Source organism: Rodentibacter caecimuris (genome assembly GCF_001019715.1).
Lineage (GTDB): Bacteria > Pseudomonadota > Gammaproteobacteria > Enterobacterales > Pasteurellaceae > Rodentibacter > Rodentibacter caecimuris.
Genome location: NZ_BBXJ01000001.1, coordinates 1,842,129 through 1,859,613, shown reverse-complemented (window position 1 = coordinate 1,859,613; position 17,485 = coordinate 1,842,129). Strand labels below are relative to the sequence as shown.

The 17,485-nt window shown below is 33.3% G+C and carries 15 protein-coding genes; 13 read left to right on the top strand and 2 right to left on the bottom strand.

Features of this window, described 5'->3' with window-relative positions:
- Positions 1-83: 83 nt before the first annotated feature.
- Complete coding sequence (locus PNEUHYL_RS09120) at positions 84-1,022, bottom strand: DMT family transporter (protein ID WP_059367424.1); 939 nt, start codon at positions 1,020-1,022, stop codon at positions 84-86.
- 178 nt (positions 1,023-1,200) lie between these two features.
- Positions 1,201-3,051 (bottom strand): translational GTPase TypA, encoded by a 1,851-nt coding sequence (typA, locus tag PNEUHYL_RS09115; RefSeq protein ID WP_059367422.1) that lies wholly within the window; start codon positions 3,049-3,051, stop codon positions 1,201-1,203.
- Positions 3,052-3,246: 195 nt separating this feature from the next.
- Between typA and glnA the strand changes: the two genes are divergently transcribed.
- The 13 genes from glnA (at position 3,247) to rfbB (ending at position 17,411) form a co-directional block, all read left to right on the top strand.
- Positions 3,247-4,665: a type I glutamate--ammonia ligase gene (gene glnA, locus PNEUHYL_RS09110; protein ID WP_059367421.1), complete on the top strand. Its 1,419-nt coding sequence runs from the start codon at positions 3,247-3,249 to the stop codon at positions 4,663-4,665.
- A gap of 171 nt (positions 4,666-4,836) precedes the next feature.
- Positions 4,837-5,955: an LPS O-antigen chain length determinant protein WzzB gene (locus PNEUHYL_RS09105; protein ID WP_059367419.1), complete on the top strand. Its 1,119-nt coding sequence runs from the start codon at positions 4,837-4,839 to the stop codon at positions 5,953-5,955.
- A complete protein-coding gene (locus tag PNEUHYL_RS09100) occupies positions 5,955-6,584 on the top strand; it encodes an acetyltransferase (RefSeq protein ID WP_059367418.1) in 630 nt (209 codons plus the stop codon). The genes PNEUHYL_RS09105 and PNEUHYL_RS09100 overlap by 1 nt, the downstream gene beginning before the upstream one ends.
- A 2-nt stretch (positions 6,585-6,586) precedes the next feature.
- Positions 6,587-7,624, top strand: a complete 1,038-nt coding sequence (gene neuB / locus PNEUHYL_RS09095; protein WP_059367417.1) for an N-acetylneuraminate synthase — start codon at positions 6,587-6,589, stop codon at positions 7,622-7,624.
- 16 nt (positions 7,625-7,640) lie between these two features.
- Complete coding sequence (locus PNEUHYL_RS09090) at positions 7,641-8,900, top strand: cytidylyltransferase domain-containing protein (RefSeq protein ID WP_059367415.1); 1,260 nt, start codon at positions 7,641-7,643, stop codon at positions 8,898-8,900.
- Positions 8,897-10,081 carry a UDP-N-acetylglucosamine 2-epimerase gene (gene neuC / locus PNEUHYL_RS09085; protein ID WP_059367413.1) on the top strand — a complete coding sequence of 395 codons (1,185 nt, stop codon included), beginning with the start codon at positions 8,897-8,899 and terminating at the stop codon, positions 10,079-10,081. Before PNEUHYL_RS09090 ends, neuC begins: the two co-directional genes overlap by 4 nt.
- Positions 10,068-11,285 carry a flippase gene (locus PNEUHYL_RS09080; RefSeq protein ID WP_059367410.1) on the top strand — a complete coding sequence of 406 codons (1,218 nt, stop codon included), beginning with the start codon at positions 10,068-10,070 and terminating at the stop codon, positions 11,283-11,285. The genes neuC and PNEUHYL_RS09080 overlap by 14 nt, the downstream gene beginning before the upstream one ends.
- Entirely contained in the window at positions 11,266-12,018 is a 753-nt protein-coding gene (locus tag PNEUHYL_RS09075) for a glycosyltransferase family 2 protein (RefSeq protein WP_059367406.1), read from the top strand. The genes PNEUHYL_RS09080 and PNEUHYL_RS09075 overlap by 20 nt, the downstream gene beginning before the upstream one ends.
- A 5-nt stretch (positions 12,019-12,023) precedes the next feature.
- A complete protein-coding gene (locus PNEUHYL_RS09070) occupies positions 12,024-12,908 on the top strand; it encodes a glycosyltransferase family 2 protein (RefSeq protein WP_059367404.1) in 885 nt (294 codons plus the stop codon).
- Between the two features lie 12 nt (positions 12,909-12,920).
- A complete protein-coding gene (locus PNEUHYL_RS09065; protein WP_059367403.1) occupies positions 12,921-14,018 on the top strand; it encodes an EpsG family protein in 1,098 nt (365 codons plus the stop codon).
- 20 nt (positions 14,019-14,038) lie between these two features.
- Positions 14,039-14,953: a glycosyltransferase family 52 gene (locus PNEUHYL_RS09060; protein ID WP_059367401.1), complete on the top strand. Its 915-nt coding sequence runs from the start codon at positions 14,039-14,041 to the stop codon at positions 14,951-14,953.
- The gene (gene wbaP / locus PNEUHYL_RS09055; protein WP_059367399.1) at positions 14,946-16,367 is read left to right on the top strand and encodes an undecaprenyl-phosphate galactose phosphotransferase WbaP; all 1,422 of its coding nucleotides are present in this window, start codon (positions 14,946-14,948) and stop codon (positions 16,365-16,367) included. Before PNEUHYL_RS09060 ends, wbaP begins: the two co-directional genes overlap by 8 nt.
- Positions 16,368-16,376: 9 nt before the next feature.
- Entirely contained in the window at positions 16,377-17,411 is a 1,035-nt protein-coding gene (gene rfbB / locus PNEUHYL_RS09050) for a dTDP-glucose 4,6-dehydratase (RefSeq protein ID WP_059367397.1), read from the top strand.
- The last annotated feature ends 74 nt before the right edge of the window (positions 17,412-17,485 follow it).

Below are 17,485 nucleotides of genomic sequence, written 5' to 3'. Positions count from 1 at the left end.
AAGTGCGGTTAGAAATATTGTTGTTTTATAGGTTTCGACAAAGAGTAGCGGTTCGATTTGAACCGCACTTTATGATAAATCCTTTATATCCTAATCAACTGAATTAGCATCACACCACAGATTAAAATGCCCAGACCGGCTAACTGAATAGGACGAATTACTTTTCGTTGTGCGCCGAAAAAGCCAAATTTGTCCACTAATAAACTCCCTGAAATTAAACCGAGTAACGCTAAAACCACTGCTCCGCCAGTCCCGATTTGGGGAACAAGAGTAATGCTGCCGAAAATAAACAACGCGCCTAAACATCCACCGAACCATACCCACCAAGGCTTTCCTTTGCCGATAGCATTTTTTAGCGTTGAAAAACTTTTTTCATAAAATAAAACCACTAGAAACAATCCGCTTCCACCAACCGCAAAGGAGACAAACGCGGCTTGAACGGAGGAGTGCAGCACACGTCCTAATTCTGCATTGATTGCCGTTTGTGCAGCCAATAACATTCCGGCAAAAATACCAAAAAACCGCCATAACCAAAGATGAGGTTCTGATTGACTATGAGGTGATTTTGTTTTTTTCATGATAGGCATAACAACGGTAAAAAATATCCCTAGAAAAACTAAACTAATACCTAATATACGAATAAGATTAAGATCGATTTTAGGGGAATAGAACCAACCGAAAGTATCGATCAATATGCCCATTATAACTTGCCCAAGCAAAGGAATGATTGCCGTTTGTACGCTGCCGAGCTTAGCAAATAGTAAAATATTTGCCGTTAATGAGACCATTCCCATTAATCCACCAATCCAAAGCCACCAAGGTGTTTGTAAAAGGGTTTCCGGTTCAATCGTTAGCGGTTCGTTTGATAGCTTGGCAAGTATTAGTAAAAAGAGTGTTCCGCCACTAAAAGAAATAAAGGAAGATAAAAAAGGGACGCGGAGATAACTGCGTAAGCGGGAATTAATTGCCGTTTGAAAACTCACGATAATACCGATGAGAATTCCAATGAACATCGTAAGCATAATAACATTTCCTATGACTAAAATGCGGGAGATTAAAAAGTTTGGTATTGTCATTAAGTACAACAGCCAAACTATCATGGAGTATTTTGATACATTCAAGCTATGTCACTATTGCGTGACATGATATTTAGAGTACTTTTTTAGAGGGAAAAGGGATCATGGTTGATCCCTATTTTCATTAATGTGTGCTTGTACTGGTTGTTGTTCGGTTTGCACGTTTACGATCGTTTTCCGTCAATAGTTTTTTGCGGATTCGGATCGATTCAGGGGTGACTTCCACTAATTCATCGTCATCAATAAATTCAATGGCTTGTTCAAGGCTAAATTTCACCGGTGTAGTGAGCACAATGGCGTCATCTTTACCCGAAGCGCGCATATTGGTGAGTTTTTTACCTTGTAAGCAGTTGACGGTTAAATCGTTTGAACGGCTATGGATACCGATAATCTGCCCTTCATACACTTCTACGTTGGCATCGATCATTAATTTGCCTCGTTCTTGTAAACCGAACAATGCGTAGGCTAGGGCTTTACCTGTGGCGTTAGAGATTAACACGCCGTTCTTACGTTGACCGATTTCGCCGCCTTTGATGTCATCATAATGGCTGAAACTGGAGTAAAGCAAACCGGTACCGGAAGTCATAGTCATAAATTCGCCACGGAAGCCGATTAAGCCGCGACTTGGAATGATATATTCTAAACGAACACGCCCCTTGCCATCCGGTAACATATCACGCACTTCACCTTTACGGATACCTAAGGCTTCCATGACAGAACCTTGGTGTTGTTCTTCCACGTCAATCGTTACTTGTTCATAAGGTTCTTGTTTTTTACCATCGATTTCACGATAGATAACTTTTGGACGGGATACGGCGAGTTCATAGCCTTCACGGCGCATATTTTCAATCAATACGGAAAGATGTAATTCACCTCGACCGGATACGCGGAATTCATCCGGGTTTGGCGTTTCTTCCACACGCAACGCCACATTGTGAACCAGCTCTTTATTTAAACGCTCAAGAATTTGACGTGAAGTCACATATTTTCCTTCTTGACCGGCAAATGGTGAAGTATTGACACAGAAGAACATCGTGACAGTCGGTTCATCCACAGTTAATGAAGGTAAGGCTTCAACGGAATTGATATCGCAAATAGTATCGGAAATATTGAGTTCGCCTAATCCGGTGATAGCCACGATATCGCCCGCATAAGCCATTTCTTCTTCATAACGCTGTAAACCAAGGTGACCAAGCACTTGACCGATGCGCCCTTGACGGGTTTTTCCTTCACTATTAATAATGGTTACAGGTTGATTTGGTTTAATCGAACCGCGTTTAATACGACCAATACCAATTACCCCAACATAGCTGTTGTAATCTAATTGGGAAATTTGCATTTGGAACGGTGCATTTAATTCCACTTTTGGTGGTTCAACGTGTTTAACAATGGCTTCAAATAACGGTGTCATATCTTCTGCCAATTCTTCATGTTCAAGACCCGCAACACCGTTTAATGCGGAGGCATAAATGATCGGAAAGTCTAGCTGTTCATCTGTTGCACCAAGATTGACAAATAAATCGAAAACTTGATCTACAACCCAATCAGGACGAGCCCCCGGACGGTCAACTTTGTTGATTACAACAATCGGTTTTAATCCGTGAGCAAAGGCTTTTTGGGTGACGAAACGGGTTTGCGGCATTGGGCCGTCAAACGCATCAACGACTAAAAGTACGGAATCAACCATGGAAAGAACACGTTCTACTTCTCCGCCAAAGTCCGCATGCCCCGGCGTATCGACAATGTTAATACGGTAATCATTCCAATTAATCGCAGTGTTTTTAGCAAGAATAGTAATGCCGCGTTCTTTTTCTAGATCATTTGAATCCATAACACGCTCGTCTATATCGCCACGTGTTGCTTCAAAAGTACCGGATTGTTGAAGAAGTTTATCTACAAGTGTGGTTTTTCCGTGGTCAACGTGCGCAATAATTGCAATATTGCGCAGTTTATTAATATCAATTTTATTTGTCATTGTTCATTCAGAGTTATTAAAGATGTAGAGTGTGTAAAACAAGGTTTCACGCACGAAAGGGCAGGGATTATACATGACTTTTATATTGCCCGCTACGCTAAATCTGAAAAATAAATCCAATGAAAAGTCGATGGGATTACGTTATAATGCACGCTTATTTCAATCATATTTACACAGCAAAATAGAGGGTTCCCTATGTCAAACGCAAACGCTATCGCAAATGTATTCAAGTTAATTGAAGAAAATGATATTAAATTTGTCATTCTTCGATTCACTGATATAAAAGGTAAAGAACACGGCGTGTCTATTCCAGTTAGTCTTATTGATGAAGACATATTTGAAGATGGTAAAATGTTTGATGGTTCATCCGTGGAAGGTTGGAAAACAATTAATAAGGCCGACATGCTGTTAATGCCAATGGCAGAAACCGCTGTGGTTGATCCGTTTGCTCAAATTCCAACTCTCTCTCTGCGTTGTAGTGTATATGAACCGACGACTATGCAGAGTTATGATCGTGATCCCCGCTCTATTGCTATTCGTGCTGAAAATTATATGCGTTCTACCGGTATTGCAGATCAAGCATTTTTCGGGCCGGAGCCGGAATTTTTCTTATTTGATGATGTGCGTTTTGATGTGTCTATGAACCGTGCTTCTTTTTCCGTTGATGATGTGGAAGCTGCTTGGAATACCAATAAAAAATATGAAGGCGGCAATAATGCTTACCGCCCACTTAAGAAAGGCGGTTATTGTGCGGTTGCACCAATTGATTCAGCCCATGATATTCGCTCTGAAATGTGCTTAATTTTGGAAGAACTCGGTTTAGTGATCGAAGCACATCACCACGAAGTTGCGACAGCAGGTCAAAATGAAATCGCAACAAAATTTAATAGCCTTACCTTAAAAGCGGATGAAACCCAAATTTATAAATATGTAGTGCAAAATGTCGCACTTGAACATAGTAAAACTGCGTGTTTTATGCCTAAACCAATCACCGGCGACAATGGTTCGGGTATGCACTGTAATATGTCATTAAGTAAAGATGGCAAAAACATCTTTCAAGGTGATAAATATGCAGGGCTTTCTGAAACCGCACTTTACTATATCGGTGGTATTATCAAACATGCCAAAGCTTTAAATGCGTTTACAAATCCAAGTACCAACTCTTATAAACGCTTAGTGCCGGGTTATGAAGCTCCGGTACTATTGGCGTATTCGGCAAGTAACCGTTCCGCCTCAATCCGTATTCCCGCAGTGACAAGCCCGAAAGCGATTCGTATTGAAGCCCGTTTCCCTGATCCAATGGCAAACCCATATCTTGCATTTGCCGCTTTATTAATGGCGGGGTTAGACGGTATCGTGAATAAAATCCACCCGGGTGATGCGATGGATAAAAACCTTTACGATTTACCACCGGAAGAACTTAAAGACATTCCTGCCGTAGCAAGCTCACTTGAAGAAGCATTGAATGCTTTAGAGAAGGATTACGAGTTCTTAACCCACGGTAATGTATTTAGCAGAGAGTTTGTGAAAGCTTTCATCGGCATTAAACGCAAGGAAGTAGAACGTTTGAATATGACCCCGCATCCGGTAGAGTTTGAGATGTATTATGCGTAATTTGGGCTAGAAAATTGTATATTGAGCAAAGAAAGTGCGGTTGATTTTGACTGCACTTTTTTACTTTTCTTTTACATCCATTTACATTTTTTATCCTTGTGAAGGAGAATAATATAGCCTATCATACCCGACGTGATACTATGGAATAACCACTAGATAGAGGATTTTACAGTGAATAGTACGAGTATAACTAATAATGATGAGATTGAGCTCATTGAATTGATTAAAGTTTTATGGAATAAAAAAATTTGGATTCTACTTTCTGCATTTATATGCACTTTAATTGCAGGTGTGTATGCGTTTACTGCAAAAGAGCAGTGGACTTCTAAAGCAGAAGTGATAGAGCCCAAAATTTCTGATTTAGGTGAGTATTTCAATATTCGCAAAGAATATGCTCGGATCTTAGGACAAGAGTTCGACGCAAATGGATTGAGAAAATCGTTATTTGACAAATTTAATCTGATGTCTGAATCTTTAGATACGCGCGAAACTTTTTTTGAACAGTCAGACGTTTATCAACAAATTTCAGGGGGGAAAGAAGAGAAAGCTAAACGACTTATTCTCTCCGACCTCATTACTAAAGATATTAATATTACTAAACCGGATCCTAAAAAAGAGCCGGATTTATTAGGACGTAGAATAAAGTTTATTGCTGAAACACCAATTGAAGCGCAAGAAACATTACAACAATTTATTAGCTTTGCAGGAAAAGAGGCTTATCAACTTGAAGTTGAGAATTTTCTCATTGACTTTAATGAGGTGCTTTCTGATTTAACCTATGAAAAAACAAAATTTGAGCGAGATCTTGCTATTCAAAAAAAGGTTCAACTAGAAAACTTAAATAATGCATTGAGAATTGCTCAAAAAGCAGATATTAAAGACTATGCAAAATCATTTAGCTCAACAAGCGATAATGCTCTTCAAGCTCTTGCTATGTCAGAGGTAAAATTGCCTCTTTCCGATTCTAAGTTGAGCGATGGTACATATCTGTTTATGCTAGGTGAAAAATATTTAAAAGCCCAAATTGATGTATTAAATCAAGAAGCAGTTGTATATCCACCGAAATATTATCAAGTTACTGCACAGCTAGAAGAATTGGGACCATTATTAAGCAAAGTAAAAGAAGCTAAAGCAAATACATTTAGCTATCAGGCTTCTCCTGATTATCCAGTGGTGAAGGATAAGCCTAAGAAAGCGTTAATTATTGTAATTGGATTTATTATTGGGGTAATTCTATCCACGTTGATTATTTTATTCGGTCTAGTGTTCCAAAACAGCAGAAAAGAATGATGAAGAAAAAGGTAATATTTATTGGTGCGGGTGGTTATGCAAAATCAGTACTAGATTCTTTAGATATTTCTCAATATGAGTTTTGTGGGTTTATTGATAACTTCAAACCTGAAGGAACAACTCATTTAGGCTATCCTGTACTTGCAAAAACAATTGATGAATTTAAAGAAAGAGGTAATTATAGTTTTTTCATTAGTATTGGCAATAATAACTACCGTTTAGAAAAATATTTAAAGTTAGAAAAATATCAATGCGATGTTATTAACGTAATTGATAGAACATCAATCATTTCTAATCATTCAACCTTAGGTAAAGGTGTTTTTGTTGGAAAAATGGCAATTGTTAATAGTGGTGTTACTGTTGGCAATAACGTTATTATCAACACAAAATCTCTTGTGGAACATGGTTGCTATATCGGTAGTCATAGTAATATTTCCACAAATAGTACGTTAAATGGCGATGTGATTGTTGAAGATTATTGTTTTATCGGAAGCTCCTCTGTTGTTACAGGGCAATTGAGAATAGGCGAAAGCGCAGTTGTAGGTGCTGGGGCTGTAGTGATTCGTAATGTTAAACCACGAACAGTGGTGGCAGGCGTGCCCGCAAAATTGATTAAGGAAATTGAATAAAAATGAGTCAAGTATTTATTGTGGCAGAAATTGGTTGTAACCATAATGGTGATCCCGTATTAGCAAAGAAAATGGTTGATGTAGCTAAAGAATGTGGTGTAGATGCCGTTAAGTTCCAAACATTTAAAGCAGATAAATTAATTTCAAAATATGCTCCAAAGGCGGAATATCAAAAAGTTACCACTGGTACCGGAGATAGTCAGCTTGAAATGACCCGAAAATTAGAACTTCCTTATGATGAATTTCGTAAGTTGGAAATCTATGCCCGTTCACTTGACTTGGAAGTATTTTCTACTCCGTTTGATATGGAATCTATTGATTTTCTTGCGGGAGAAAAGCAAAAAGTTTGGAAAATTCCATCAGGTGAATTAACCAATTTACCCTACTTAGAGAAAATAGCCTGTTTACCAATTGAAGGTAAAAATATTGTAATTTCAACTGGGATGGCAACAATTGATGAAATAAAAGATGCCTTAGCCGTGTTAGAAAAAAACGGTATTTTAAAGAAAGATATTACTATCCTTCATTGTAATACAGAATATCCAACATCTTATGAAGATGTGAATTTAAATGCATTTCATCAATTAAAAGAAGTATTCTCAGATTATAATTTAGGCTTTTCTGATCATTCGATAGGATATTTTGCAGGTATTGCTGCTGTACCTTATGGGATTACTTTCATCGAAAAACACTTTACGCTAGATAAAAATTTTGAAGGTCCTGATCATAAAGCATCGGTGACACCTGAAGAATTAAAATTACTCTGTGAAGGTATTCGTGCTGTTGAAAAATCACTTGGTTCATCAGAAAAGATTGTGACTATGTCAGAGGCAAAAAATAAGATTGTTGCACGTAAATCCATCATTGCTGCATGTCCAATTAAGAAAGGAGAAATTTATACCACTGAGAACCTAACGACTAAGCGGCCAGGCAACGGCATTAGTCCTATGTTTTGGTATGATATTTTAGGTAAAGAAGCTGAAATGGATTTTGAAGAAGATCAACTTATTCAAGATAGTCGTTTCAAAAATCAAGAATAAAAGAGCGGTCAAATTTATGAAAAAAATTGCAATTATCACTGCAAGATCTGGTTCAAAAGGTTTGCCAAATAAAAATGTATTATTTGCAAACGGTAAACCGGTTATGGCTTACAGTATTGAGGCTGCTTTAGAGAGTGCAGAATTTGAAAAAATTATTGTAAGCACTGATTCGCAAGAATATATTGATTTACTTTCACATTATCCTATTGAATTTGTGAAACGTTCGGCAGAATTGGCTTCAGATAAGGCTAGCTCTTTTGTGGTGATTGAAGATGTATTGGATAAATATCAACATCTTAATTTTGATTATTTTGTTTTATTGCAACCGACTTCTCCATTAAGAACATCGCAACATATTCAAGAAGCAAATGCTAAATTTGAGCAACATTTTGATAGGTTTGATTTTTTAGTTTCAGTATCAGATGCTCATAAGCCAACAACTTTAACCCGTGAGATTGATGAGGATGAAAGTTTAAAAAATTTTAAACTTGATTATTCAAATTATACACGTCAACAGCATCATCCGGAATTTTCACCAAATGGGGCAATTTTTTCCGCAAAACCACAAGCGTATCTAAAACAGAAACATTTTTATGGTGAAAGATGTATCGCTTATTTTATGGATAAAGAAGTTTCTGTTGATATTGATGATCGTCTTGATTTTGAATATTTCTATTTTATTCTTCAACAGCGTAATAAAGAAAAAATCTTATTAGAAACGATTAAAAAAACTATTGCTGCTAAGAAAGAGAATTTCAGTCAAACGGAAGCAATCAGTTTAATTGGGCACTCTATTTTAGATTACTGGAATGTTGAAGAGCTTAATGATCAAGTGGTTAATAATCTTGCAATTGCTGGTATTTCAACAAAACAATATCTTGAGTTAATTTTAGATAAAAATCTAATTCAACATCTTGGTGATAAAGCTATCTTAATGTTTGGTACCAATGATATTATTTATCCAGGCTGGTCTAATGAACAAGTATTAGCAGATATTCAATTACTCATTCACAAGCTAAAAAATATTAAGCCCGATGTTATACTTTATTTCTTAGAAATCACGCCTATTGCATTACGTGTGGATCGTGATAATGAAGTTATTAGGCAGCTGAATCAGTTTCTAAAAACAAATCTTAAAGACATCCAATGGATTTCATTAGATAAACCATTTAGTGATCAATATGGCAAGCTAAATTTAGATTATACCCAAGATGGTTTACATTTAAATGAACAAGGTTATAAATTATTAAGAACAATTGTTGAATCAGAATTATGATTAAAAAACGAATTGCATATGTAACAGGTTCACGTGCAGAGTATGGCATTGTAAAACGTTTATTAAAACGTTTACAGGAAGATCAAGAGTTAGATTTTAGCTTGATTGTTACCGCAATGCATCTTGAACCACAATATGGCAATACTGTAGAAATTATTGAGAAAGATGGGTTTAGGATTAGTGAAAAAATTGCCGTTAAATTGGATAGCCAAAATAATCAAACCATTTTAACCTCAATGGCAGATACATTAGATTTGTTTGGTCACCACTTCCAAACTCATTATTATGATGCAGTAATGGTTCTCGGTGATCGTTATGAAATGCTTTCTGTAGCAACCGCAGCGGCAACGCATAATATTCCACTTATCCATTTACATGGTGGTGAGCAAACGTTGGGTAATTATGATGAATTTATTCGCCATTGTATTACTAAAATGGCGAAACTGCATTTAACCGCAACAGAAGTTTATCGTAAACGTGTAATTCAGTTGGGTGAAGCACCTGAAACTGTACATAATATCGGCTCATTAGGTGCTGAAAATGGATTAAGTCTAACATTACCAACAAAAGAGCGGTTATTCTCAGAGCTAAATTTACAAAATAAGCCATATTTCATGGTGGCATTTCACCCAGAAACTATAACAGGTCAGTCTGTAGAAGAGCAAGTTGAGCAACTACTTTTAGCACTTGATCGCTTCAAGCAAGACTATCAATTTGTCTTTATCGGTTCAAATTCTGATACCCACTCTGATGTGATTTTTGCCAAAATAAAAAGCTACACTGAAGAGAATCAATTTGCATTTTTTACGTCGGTAAAACCGGAAGAGTACTTAGCTTTAATCAAATATTCAAAAGGATTAATTGGTAATAGCTCATCAGGGTTACTTGAAGCTCCTTCATTAGGAGTTGGTACTGTCAATATAGGAAAGCGCCAAGAGGGGCGTGTAAGGGGAGACTCTGTTGTTGATGTTGAAAGTAATCAAACTGCTATTGAACAAGGCATTCAAAAATTACTTTCTGATGATTTTCAAGCGTGTTTACCTCTGATGGTTAACCCATATTATCAAGAAAATTCTGCCGAGAAAGCCTATTATCTAATTAAAAATTTCTTACAAAATAATAAAAATAATGAGCCAAAAAGATTTTATGATCTATGGGGAATAACAAATGAGCCTTGTTAAAGATAGTTCGATTTACCTTATTGGTGAACTATCATCTAAATGTATTCCTTTTCTATTACTACCTTATTTATCACGTAAATTAGGGGTAGAGGGATTTGGTGAGCTGTCTTATTATCAAACTCTCTTAGCATTGTTTGTTATCTTTATTGGGTTAAGCCAAGATGGTGCTGTTGCGCGCTATTTTTATGTTTATGGTAAGCGTTCTTTGAATCTTGTTATTAATACAGGTTACGTATATACGCTTTGTCTTGGTGGAATAGGAATACTCTTTTGTTGGCTAATGCACTCAGAAATTATGTTTTATTTAGTTTTGAATGCAATGTTTCAGGTGTTTCTATCAGTTCAACTGAGTATTAGGCAATGCCAGAAACAGGCAATTCCTTATACCTTGATTCAAATTACATCCAGTATTACAAATGCATTATTAACTATATTAATGCTGGAAATATATGAAACAGAACTAGTTGAAAAACGTATTTTATCTATTTTAATTAGTAATATTTTAGTGGCTTTATTAGCCTATTTTATTTATAGAAAAGGTAGTCATAATAAAAACTTTACTTTCTCACAATATAAGACTGCATTTTTATATATTATCTCTTTTGGTCTCCCAATGATTTTCCATCATGGTAGTTTCTTTATTAAAGGACAATTAGATAGAGTTTTTATTTTTCACCGCTTTAACGAAAGCGATCTTGGTTTATATGCAATGGGAGCTCAAATTGCTTCTATTTTATCAGTATTTATTCTAGCAATAAATAAAGCACTTGTTCCTTATTTGTTTGAAAATATAAAAAAAGGAACAGTAACACTAAGTAAATTACATCGTTGGGCATTGTATTCATTTTTGATTGTACCAATTCCATCGTTGATTGCACAAATTATACCTGAAGAATGGGTATTATTTTTATTAGGAGAGCATTTTCTAGGGGTTAAGTATTACATTACTGTATTTTTATTTTCTACTAGTTTAAGCATTCCATATCTATTTTTAGTTAATTATTTGTTTTATTGTGGTAAAACTAAAGAAATCTCATTTTGTTCAATATTATCAACAATAATTTATTTAAGCTCATTGGGGGGATTGATTTTTACGGATGTAATTTATGTTCCTTATGCTAGTATATTGGGAGCTTTAGGAATTTTACCAGTGCTGTATATTATAACAAAAAGAGTAGAAAAAAATGAACGAGCCACTTATTAGTATTATTATGCCAGTTTATAACTCGGCAGATTATCTTGTTCAGGCATTAAATTCTTGCCTTAATCAATCTTATCCAAATATTGAGATTATTACGGTTGATGATGGTTCAACGGATAATAGCGTAAATATTATAAAAGAAATAATGAACCAAGATCCAAGGATTAAACTTTTCTTCACATCTAGTAATCAAGGACCGGCAATGGCAAGAAATATTGGCTTAGGTCAAGCAAAAGGAGAATACATTACTTTCTTAGATAGTGACGATTTTATTGAAAAAGCTAAGTTAGCACATCAGCTTAATTTTATGCTTAAGCATAATTTAATAATGAGTCATGGAAATTACAGTTTTTGTGATTTAGAAGGAAAGGTAATAAAGTCAGTGACGACAAGTGAAAAGATTGACTATCACACTTTACTAAAAGGTAATCAATTCAAAATAATGACGGTGTTGATTAGAAGAGATAAAATTAAAAATCTTCTCTTCCCCCAAATAAAACACGAAGATTATGCTTTCTTTTTAGATTGTTTAAAAAAAATTGAAGAATCTACTTTATATAGTAATCAGCCAAGTTCTTTTGTTCGAATTGGAAAAATGAGTGTTTCATCAAATAAATTTAAAAGTGCTATTTGGACATTTAATATTTATTTTAAAAGAGAAAAATTAGGCTTAGTAAAATCAATTTATTATTTTCTTCACTATGCCTATAATGGATTTATTAAATACAAAAAATAAAAGATATGATTTCATTACTTATTATTAGCTTTGGACGTTACCAAGAAGTATTAGAAACGTTCCAATGTATCAATAAATATCAAGGCAATCAGGTAGAATTACTTTTTCTTGATAATAACTCAGAAAGAAAATTAGAAACTGCTTTATCTTCTATCATAGAAAGTAATAGTAGCATTTTATTTAAATATTTTCATACAGGTGAGAATTTAGGTGTGGCAGAAGGGCGAAATTTATTAATCGAAAAGGCTCAAGGTGATATCTTAATTACACTAGATGATGATATTGAAATTGAAGATATCACTTTTTTAATTAAAAAAGTGATTGATTATATGGAAAATAATACCCTCTTGGGAGCATTAGCTTTTAATATTAAAAACTATTTTACTCGTAATGCACTATCACACGAAATCCCACATGGTAATAAGAAACTAGATTTTTCACAGAATTTATTAACTTATTATTTTATCGGAGCAGGGCATGCAATAAGAAAGGATGTTTATCAGAAAGCAGGGCTTTATCCTAAAGATCTGGGATTATATGGTGGAGAAGAAAGAGATCTCTCTTTTAGAATTTTAGAGGAAGGTTATCAGATATTATATGCGAGTGATATTGTTATTTATCACAAAGTTTCGCCAAATGGCAGAATGAGCAAAACACAAGAGAATTTCTTTCGTTATCGTAATCAATTAATTGTTTTAAATCGTTATATGCCTAGAACTTACCGATATAGTGCAAATATAATTTGGTCTTTGTTTTATTTATTAAGAATGGAAGGGAACTTAAAGAGTGTAATAAAAGTACATTATGAATTAAGGAAGTTAGGAAAATATACTATTTCTAATACTACACTAAATTATATTAAGAATGTAAAAGGTCGGTTGTTATATTAACGAGTAAGTTCTATGTACATATATATTTCTTTTTTTTCATTACTAACGGTAGGTAGTATTATAGATTTTAGTAATTTTTCTAGAAATATTAAAAATCTATTTTTTGGTATTAATATTTTACTTTTTTTTATTATTGTATCTACTCGAACGGGAATTGGAACTGATTATTATCAATATCAAGAACTATTTTCATATGCTAAACCACTTTATGAAATAAATACAGATTATTTCTTGTCTAATCCACATAGTATTGAATATGGATATTTATTGTTTGAATCATTAATCAAAACCTTTACTAATAATTTTCATGTTTTTATTTTTATCTATAATATTATTTTATTTTCTTTTCTATATGCTGCTGTAAGAAGATATCCATTTAAGAATTTACAACTATTATTATTTTTTTCACTTTTTCATGTTTATTATATAAGTGGTCATCGCCAAGCAATGGCGATGGTTATACTGTTCTATAACTTAAGATATTTACTTGACAGAAACTTTATTAAATTTTCATTTTTTATAATATTAGCTTATATTTTTCATCGTTCGAGTTTAATTTATATAATAGCTTATTTTATACTTAGTTTTAATGTGAAAAAAAAGGTGTTGGTAGGTTTAATTTCATTAGTAAGTTTTGTAATGTATTATGATTTGTTTGGGGTGTTAATTGAATATTGCTATACTAATTATAAAGATGTGAATTATATGTTTTCTAGGATTTATCAATACTATTTTATACAATATAGCCTTGAACCAGTTAATATATTTAATTATCTAAAGGTAATTCTTATTGGATTCTTAGCTATGATTTTTTATAAAAGTGAAAACAAAAAAATTAATAAGCTAGGTATAATCTTATTTCTATATGCATTACTTTTCTTTTCGTTATCTAGAGCGGGAGGAATTGCATTTAGGATCTCTGATATGTTTTTGATAGCAATCATCCCTTATTTATCATTGCTATTAGAAAATTTAAAGTATAGAAATTTTTTACTTTTATTATCTATAATTTACTCTGCAATTGTCTTTTTTAGAATTTTGTACGTACATGTAGTGTTTAATATAAATACATTTTTACCTTATGAAACAATATTTAAGTATTATATGTAAGAACATTCAGGAATATTAAAATGAAAAATATAGTTATAATTAGTAATTTAAGAATGATTTTTATTTATTTTCTGCTAAATCGATATCATGAAGGTAATATTTTTATTATGGGGGATGATGTAAGTGATTTAAATATTGAAGTGATGGTAAGAACTAAAAAAGGAAAAGGGAATATTGCTCTTTTTTTTAGTTTGTTGAAAAATTATTTTACCTTTAAAAAAATTCTATGGAAGAATAAATTGGATTTATCTAAGTTTAATGTCTATGGTGCAGATCATATTTTAGGTTCTTCCTTCTTTTTGAAAAGATGTCCTTTCTATCTAATTGAAGATGGAACAGAGAATTATCAGTTAAAAAACTATAAAAGAAGTCTAAAAAATAGATTGTTTTCATTGCCTAAATTTGGAATGTATAAAAATGTGAAAAAGATCTATTTAACAAAAAATGATAATATTCCTGATTGTATAAAAGAAAAAGTAGAAATTATTGATATTCATCAATTGTGGAAAGAAAAAACAAAAGTAGAACAAGATGAAATCCTTTTTTTATTGGATGTGAATGTAAATAAAATAAAAAATTTAAAGAGTAAGAATACTGTTTTATTTACTCAACCGCTTTCAGAAGATAATGTTTTAACTGAGCAAGAAAAAATTGATATTTATTCATCTATTATTGAAAATTATGATAAAGAAAAACTGGTAGTTAAAACACATCCTAGAGAGAAAACAAATTATCAAGGTTATTTTCCCGATGTAGAAGTATTTAATGAAAATTATCCATCTGAGATTTTAGATGTATTAGGGGTTAAGTTTGAGAAAGCAGTAACACTTTTCTCAACAGCTGTATATGTTTATCCAAAGGAGAACGTGGACTTCTATGGCACTAAAATACATCCTAAATTAGAAAAACGATTCGGAGAAATAACCTATGAATAAATTAGCTCTATCAAAAATACTATTATTAATCACAGATTTTCTTACGCTCACGTCATCCTTTTTTATTGCACTTTATCTTATTGATAGCTATAAAGGAAATTACACAGCATACATTCCTTATACAGAATTAGATGATCGAATTTATATTCATTTGTTTTTATCATTTTTATTTATTGCTTGGCTTACAATTAGATTACGTCATTATACTTATCGAAAACCTTTTTGGTTAGAGTTAAAAGAAATTATCCGTACATTAGTGATTTTTGCCATTTTTGAGCTTTCTATTATCTCTTTTTCTAAACTTTATTTTTCAAGATTGCTTTGGATTATAGTTTGGGGAATTGCATTAGCGGTTGTTCCATTGGGTCGAGTAATACTAAAAAAATGGCTAATTCATTCAGCTTGGTATTTAAGAAAGACGGTTATTTTAGGTACTGGGAATAATGCCTTTGATGCTTATAAAGCATTACAAAGTGAGCGATATTTAGGATTGGAAATTACGCATTTTGTCTCTGTTAATGATATTTGTGAAGAAATAAAAAATTTAAATATTCCAATGTTTTCTAATGTTAAAAAGAATAGGTGGAAATTAGCAACAAAAAAATCAGATCAATTTATTATTGCACTTGAAGAAAATGAAAATCTTGAAAGAGATGATTTACTCCGTTATTTTTCAACAAATGGATATCGTTTTGTTTCTGTTATTCCAACATTACGTGGTTTACCTCTTTATAGTACAGATATGTCTTTTATGTTTAGTTATGAAGTGATGCTACTTCGCGTGAATAATAATTTAGCAAAATTATCATCCAGAATACAAAAAAGAGTCGTCGACTTTGTGGGAGCTTTTGCAATTATGCTTTTGCTCTCTCCTATTTTACTTTATCTTTATTATACAGTTAGAAAAGATGGTGGGAATGCGATTTATGGGCATCCAAGAATTGGGCAAAATGGTAGAAAATTTAGATGCTTAAAATTTAGAACAATGGTAGTAAATTCTCAAGAAGTATTAGATGAATTATTAAAAAATGATCCTGAAGCTAGAGCGGAATGGGAAAAAGATTTTAAATTAAAAAATGATCCAAGAATTACGAAAGTTGGTAAATTTTTAAGAGCAACAAGTCTTGATGAACTCCCACAGCTTTGGAACGTATTGAAAGGCGAAATGAGTTTAGTTGGCCCCCGTCCAATTGTTGCCGATGAATTAGAACGTTACCAAGAAAATGTAGATTACTATCTAATGGCAAAACCAGGAATGACAGGCCTTTGGCAAGTAAGTGGACGTAATGATGTAGATTACGACACCCGGGTTTATTTTGATTCATGGTATGTAAAAAATTGGTCTTTATGGAATGATATTGCGATTTTATTTAAGACAGTAAATGTTGTTTTGAAAAGGGATGGAGCTTATTAAAGATATTTCATGAAAATTTTAGTCACAGGTGGAGCTGGCTTTATCGGTTCCGCTGTTATTAGTTATATTATCCAAAACACGCAAGATAGTGTCGTCAATATTGATAAACTTACTTATGCTGCGAATTTGTTTTCACTCCAAAAACTCAAAGATAGTTCTCGGTATTCCTTTAATCAAGTCAATATTTGTGATGCGAAAGAGCTATCTAGGGTATTTGAACAACATCAACCTGATGCCATCATGCACTTAGCTGCTGAAAGCCATGTTGATCGTTCAATCAATGATGCTGCAGAATTTATTCAAACTAATATAGTTGGTACTTATACGCTATTAGAAGTTGCTCTTGATTATTGGAATAATTTAGAAGCTGATAAAAAAGCAAGATTTAAATTTCTGCACATTTCAACCGATGAAGTTTATGGTGATTTAGAAAATAAAGACGACTTATTTACTGAAAACTCGCCTTATAAACCAAGTAGCCCATATTCTGCCTCAAAAGCTTCGAGTGATCATTTGGTTCGTGCTTGGCATCGAACTTATGGTCTACCAACTATCATTACTCATTCTTCAAATAATTATGGACCATTTCAGCATAAGGAAAAATTGATACCTTTGATGATATTAAATGCTTTAGAGGGCAAGCCTTTGCCTGTATATGGAAACGGTTTACAAATTCGAGATTGGTTATTTGTAGAAGATCATGCTAAAGCTTTATATAAAGTGCTTAAAGAAGGCAAGGTTGGCGCAACTTATAATATTGGTGGAAGCTGTGAGAAAACGAACATTACCGTCGTTCGTTCTATTTGTGGCATCTTAGAGACGCTTGTACCAAATAAACCTGATGGCATCGTAAAATATGAAGATTTAATCACTTATGTAAAAGACCGCTCTGGTCATGATGTACGTTATGCAATTGATACGACAAAAATTAGTCGTGAATTAGGTTGGAAACCACAAGAAGCTTTTGAATCAGGATTAAGAAAAACAATAGAATGGTATGTTAAACAATTTCAATCAGGAAGATACATGATAGAAAAAAGTTAAGCCTTAGTTGATGAAATAAGCACATTTAAGATTATCTTCCCCTATAAAAACTGGTATAGTTCGCTAACCGGTTT

Bases quoted from the DNA above. Each gene is read 5' to 3' on its own strand.
- PNEUHYL_RS09060 (WP_059367401.1), top strand. From the start codon at position 14,039: ATGAAAAATATAGTTATAATTAGTAATTTAAGAATGATTTTTATTTAT.
- PNEUHYL_RS09075 (WP_059367406.1), top strand. From the start codon at position 11,266: ATGAACGAGCCACTTATTAGTATTATTATGCCAGTTTATAACTCGGCA.
- neuB (WP_059367417.1), top strand. From the start codon at position 6,587: ATGAGTCAAGTATTTATTGTGGCAGAAATTGGTTGTAACCATAATGGT.
- PNEUHYL_RS09090 (WP_059367415.1), top strand. From the start codon at position 7,641: ATGAAAAAAATTGCAATTATCACTGCAAGATCTGGTTCAAAAGGTTTG.
- PNEUHYL_RS09065 (WP_059367403.1), top strand. From the start codon at position 12,921: ATGTACATATATATTTCTTTTTTTTCATTACTAACGGTAGGTAGTATT.
- typA (WP_059367422.1), bottom strand. From the start codon at position 3,051: ATGACAAATAAAATTGATATTAATAAACTGCGCAATATTGCAATTATT.
- glnA (WP_059367421.1), top strand. From the start codon at position 3,247: ATGTCAAACGCAAACGCTATCGCAAATGTATTCAAGTTAATTGAAGAA.
- PNEUHYL_RS09120 (WP_059367424.1), bottom strand. From the start codon at position 1,022: ATGCTTACGATGTTCATTGGAATTCTCATCGGTATTATCGTGAGTTTT.
- PNEUHYL_RS09080 (WP_059367410.1), top strand. From the start codon at position 10,068: ATGAGCCTTGTTAAAGATAGTTCGATTTACCTTATTGGTGAACTATCA.
- PNEUHYL_RS09100 (WP_059367418.1), top strand. From the start codon at position 5,955: ATGAAGAAAAAGGTAATATTTATTGGTGCGGGTGGTTATGCAAAATCA.
- neuC (WP_059367413.1), top strand. From the start codon at position 8,897: ATGATTAAAAAACGAATTGCATATGTAACAGGTTCACGTGCAGAGTAT.
- PNEUHYL_RS09070 (WP_059367404.1), top strand. From the start codon at position 12,024: ATGATTTCATTACTTATTATTAGCTTTGGACGTTACCAAGAAGTATTA.
- rfbB (WP_059367397.1), top strand. From the start codon at position 16,377: ATGAAAATTTTAGTCACAGGTGGAGCTGGCTTTATCGGTTCCGCTGTT.
- wbaP (WP_059367399.1), top strand. From the start codon at position 14,946: ATGAATAAATTAGCTCTATCAAAAATACTATTATTAATCACAGATTTT.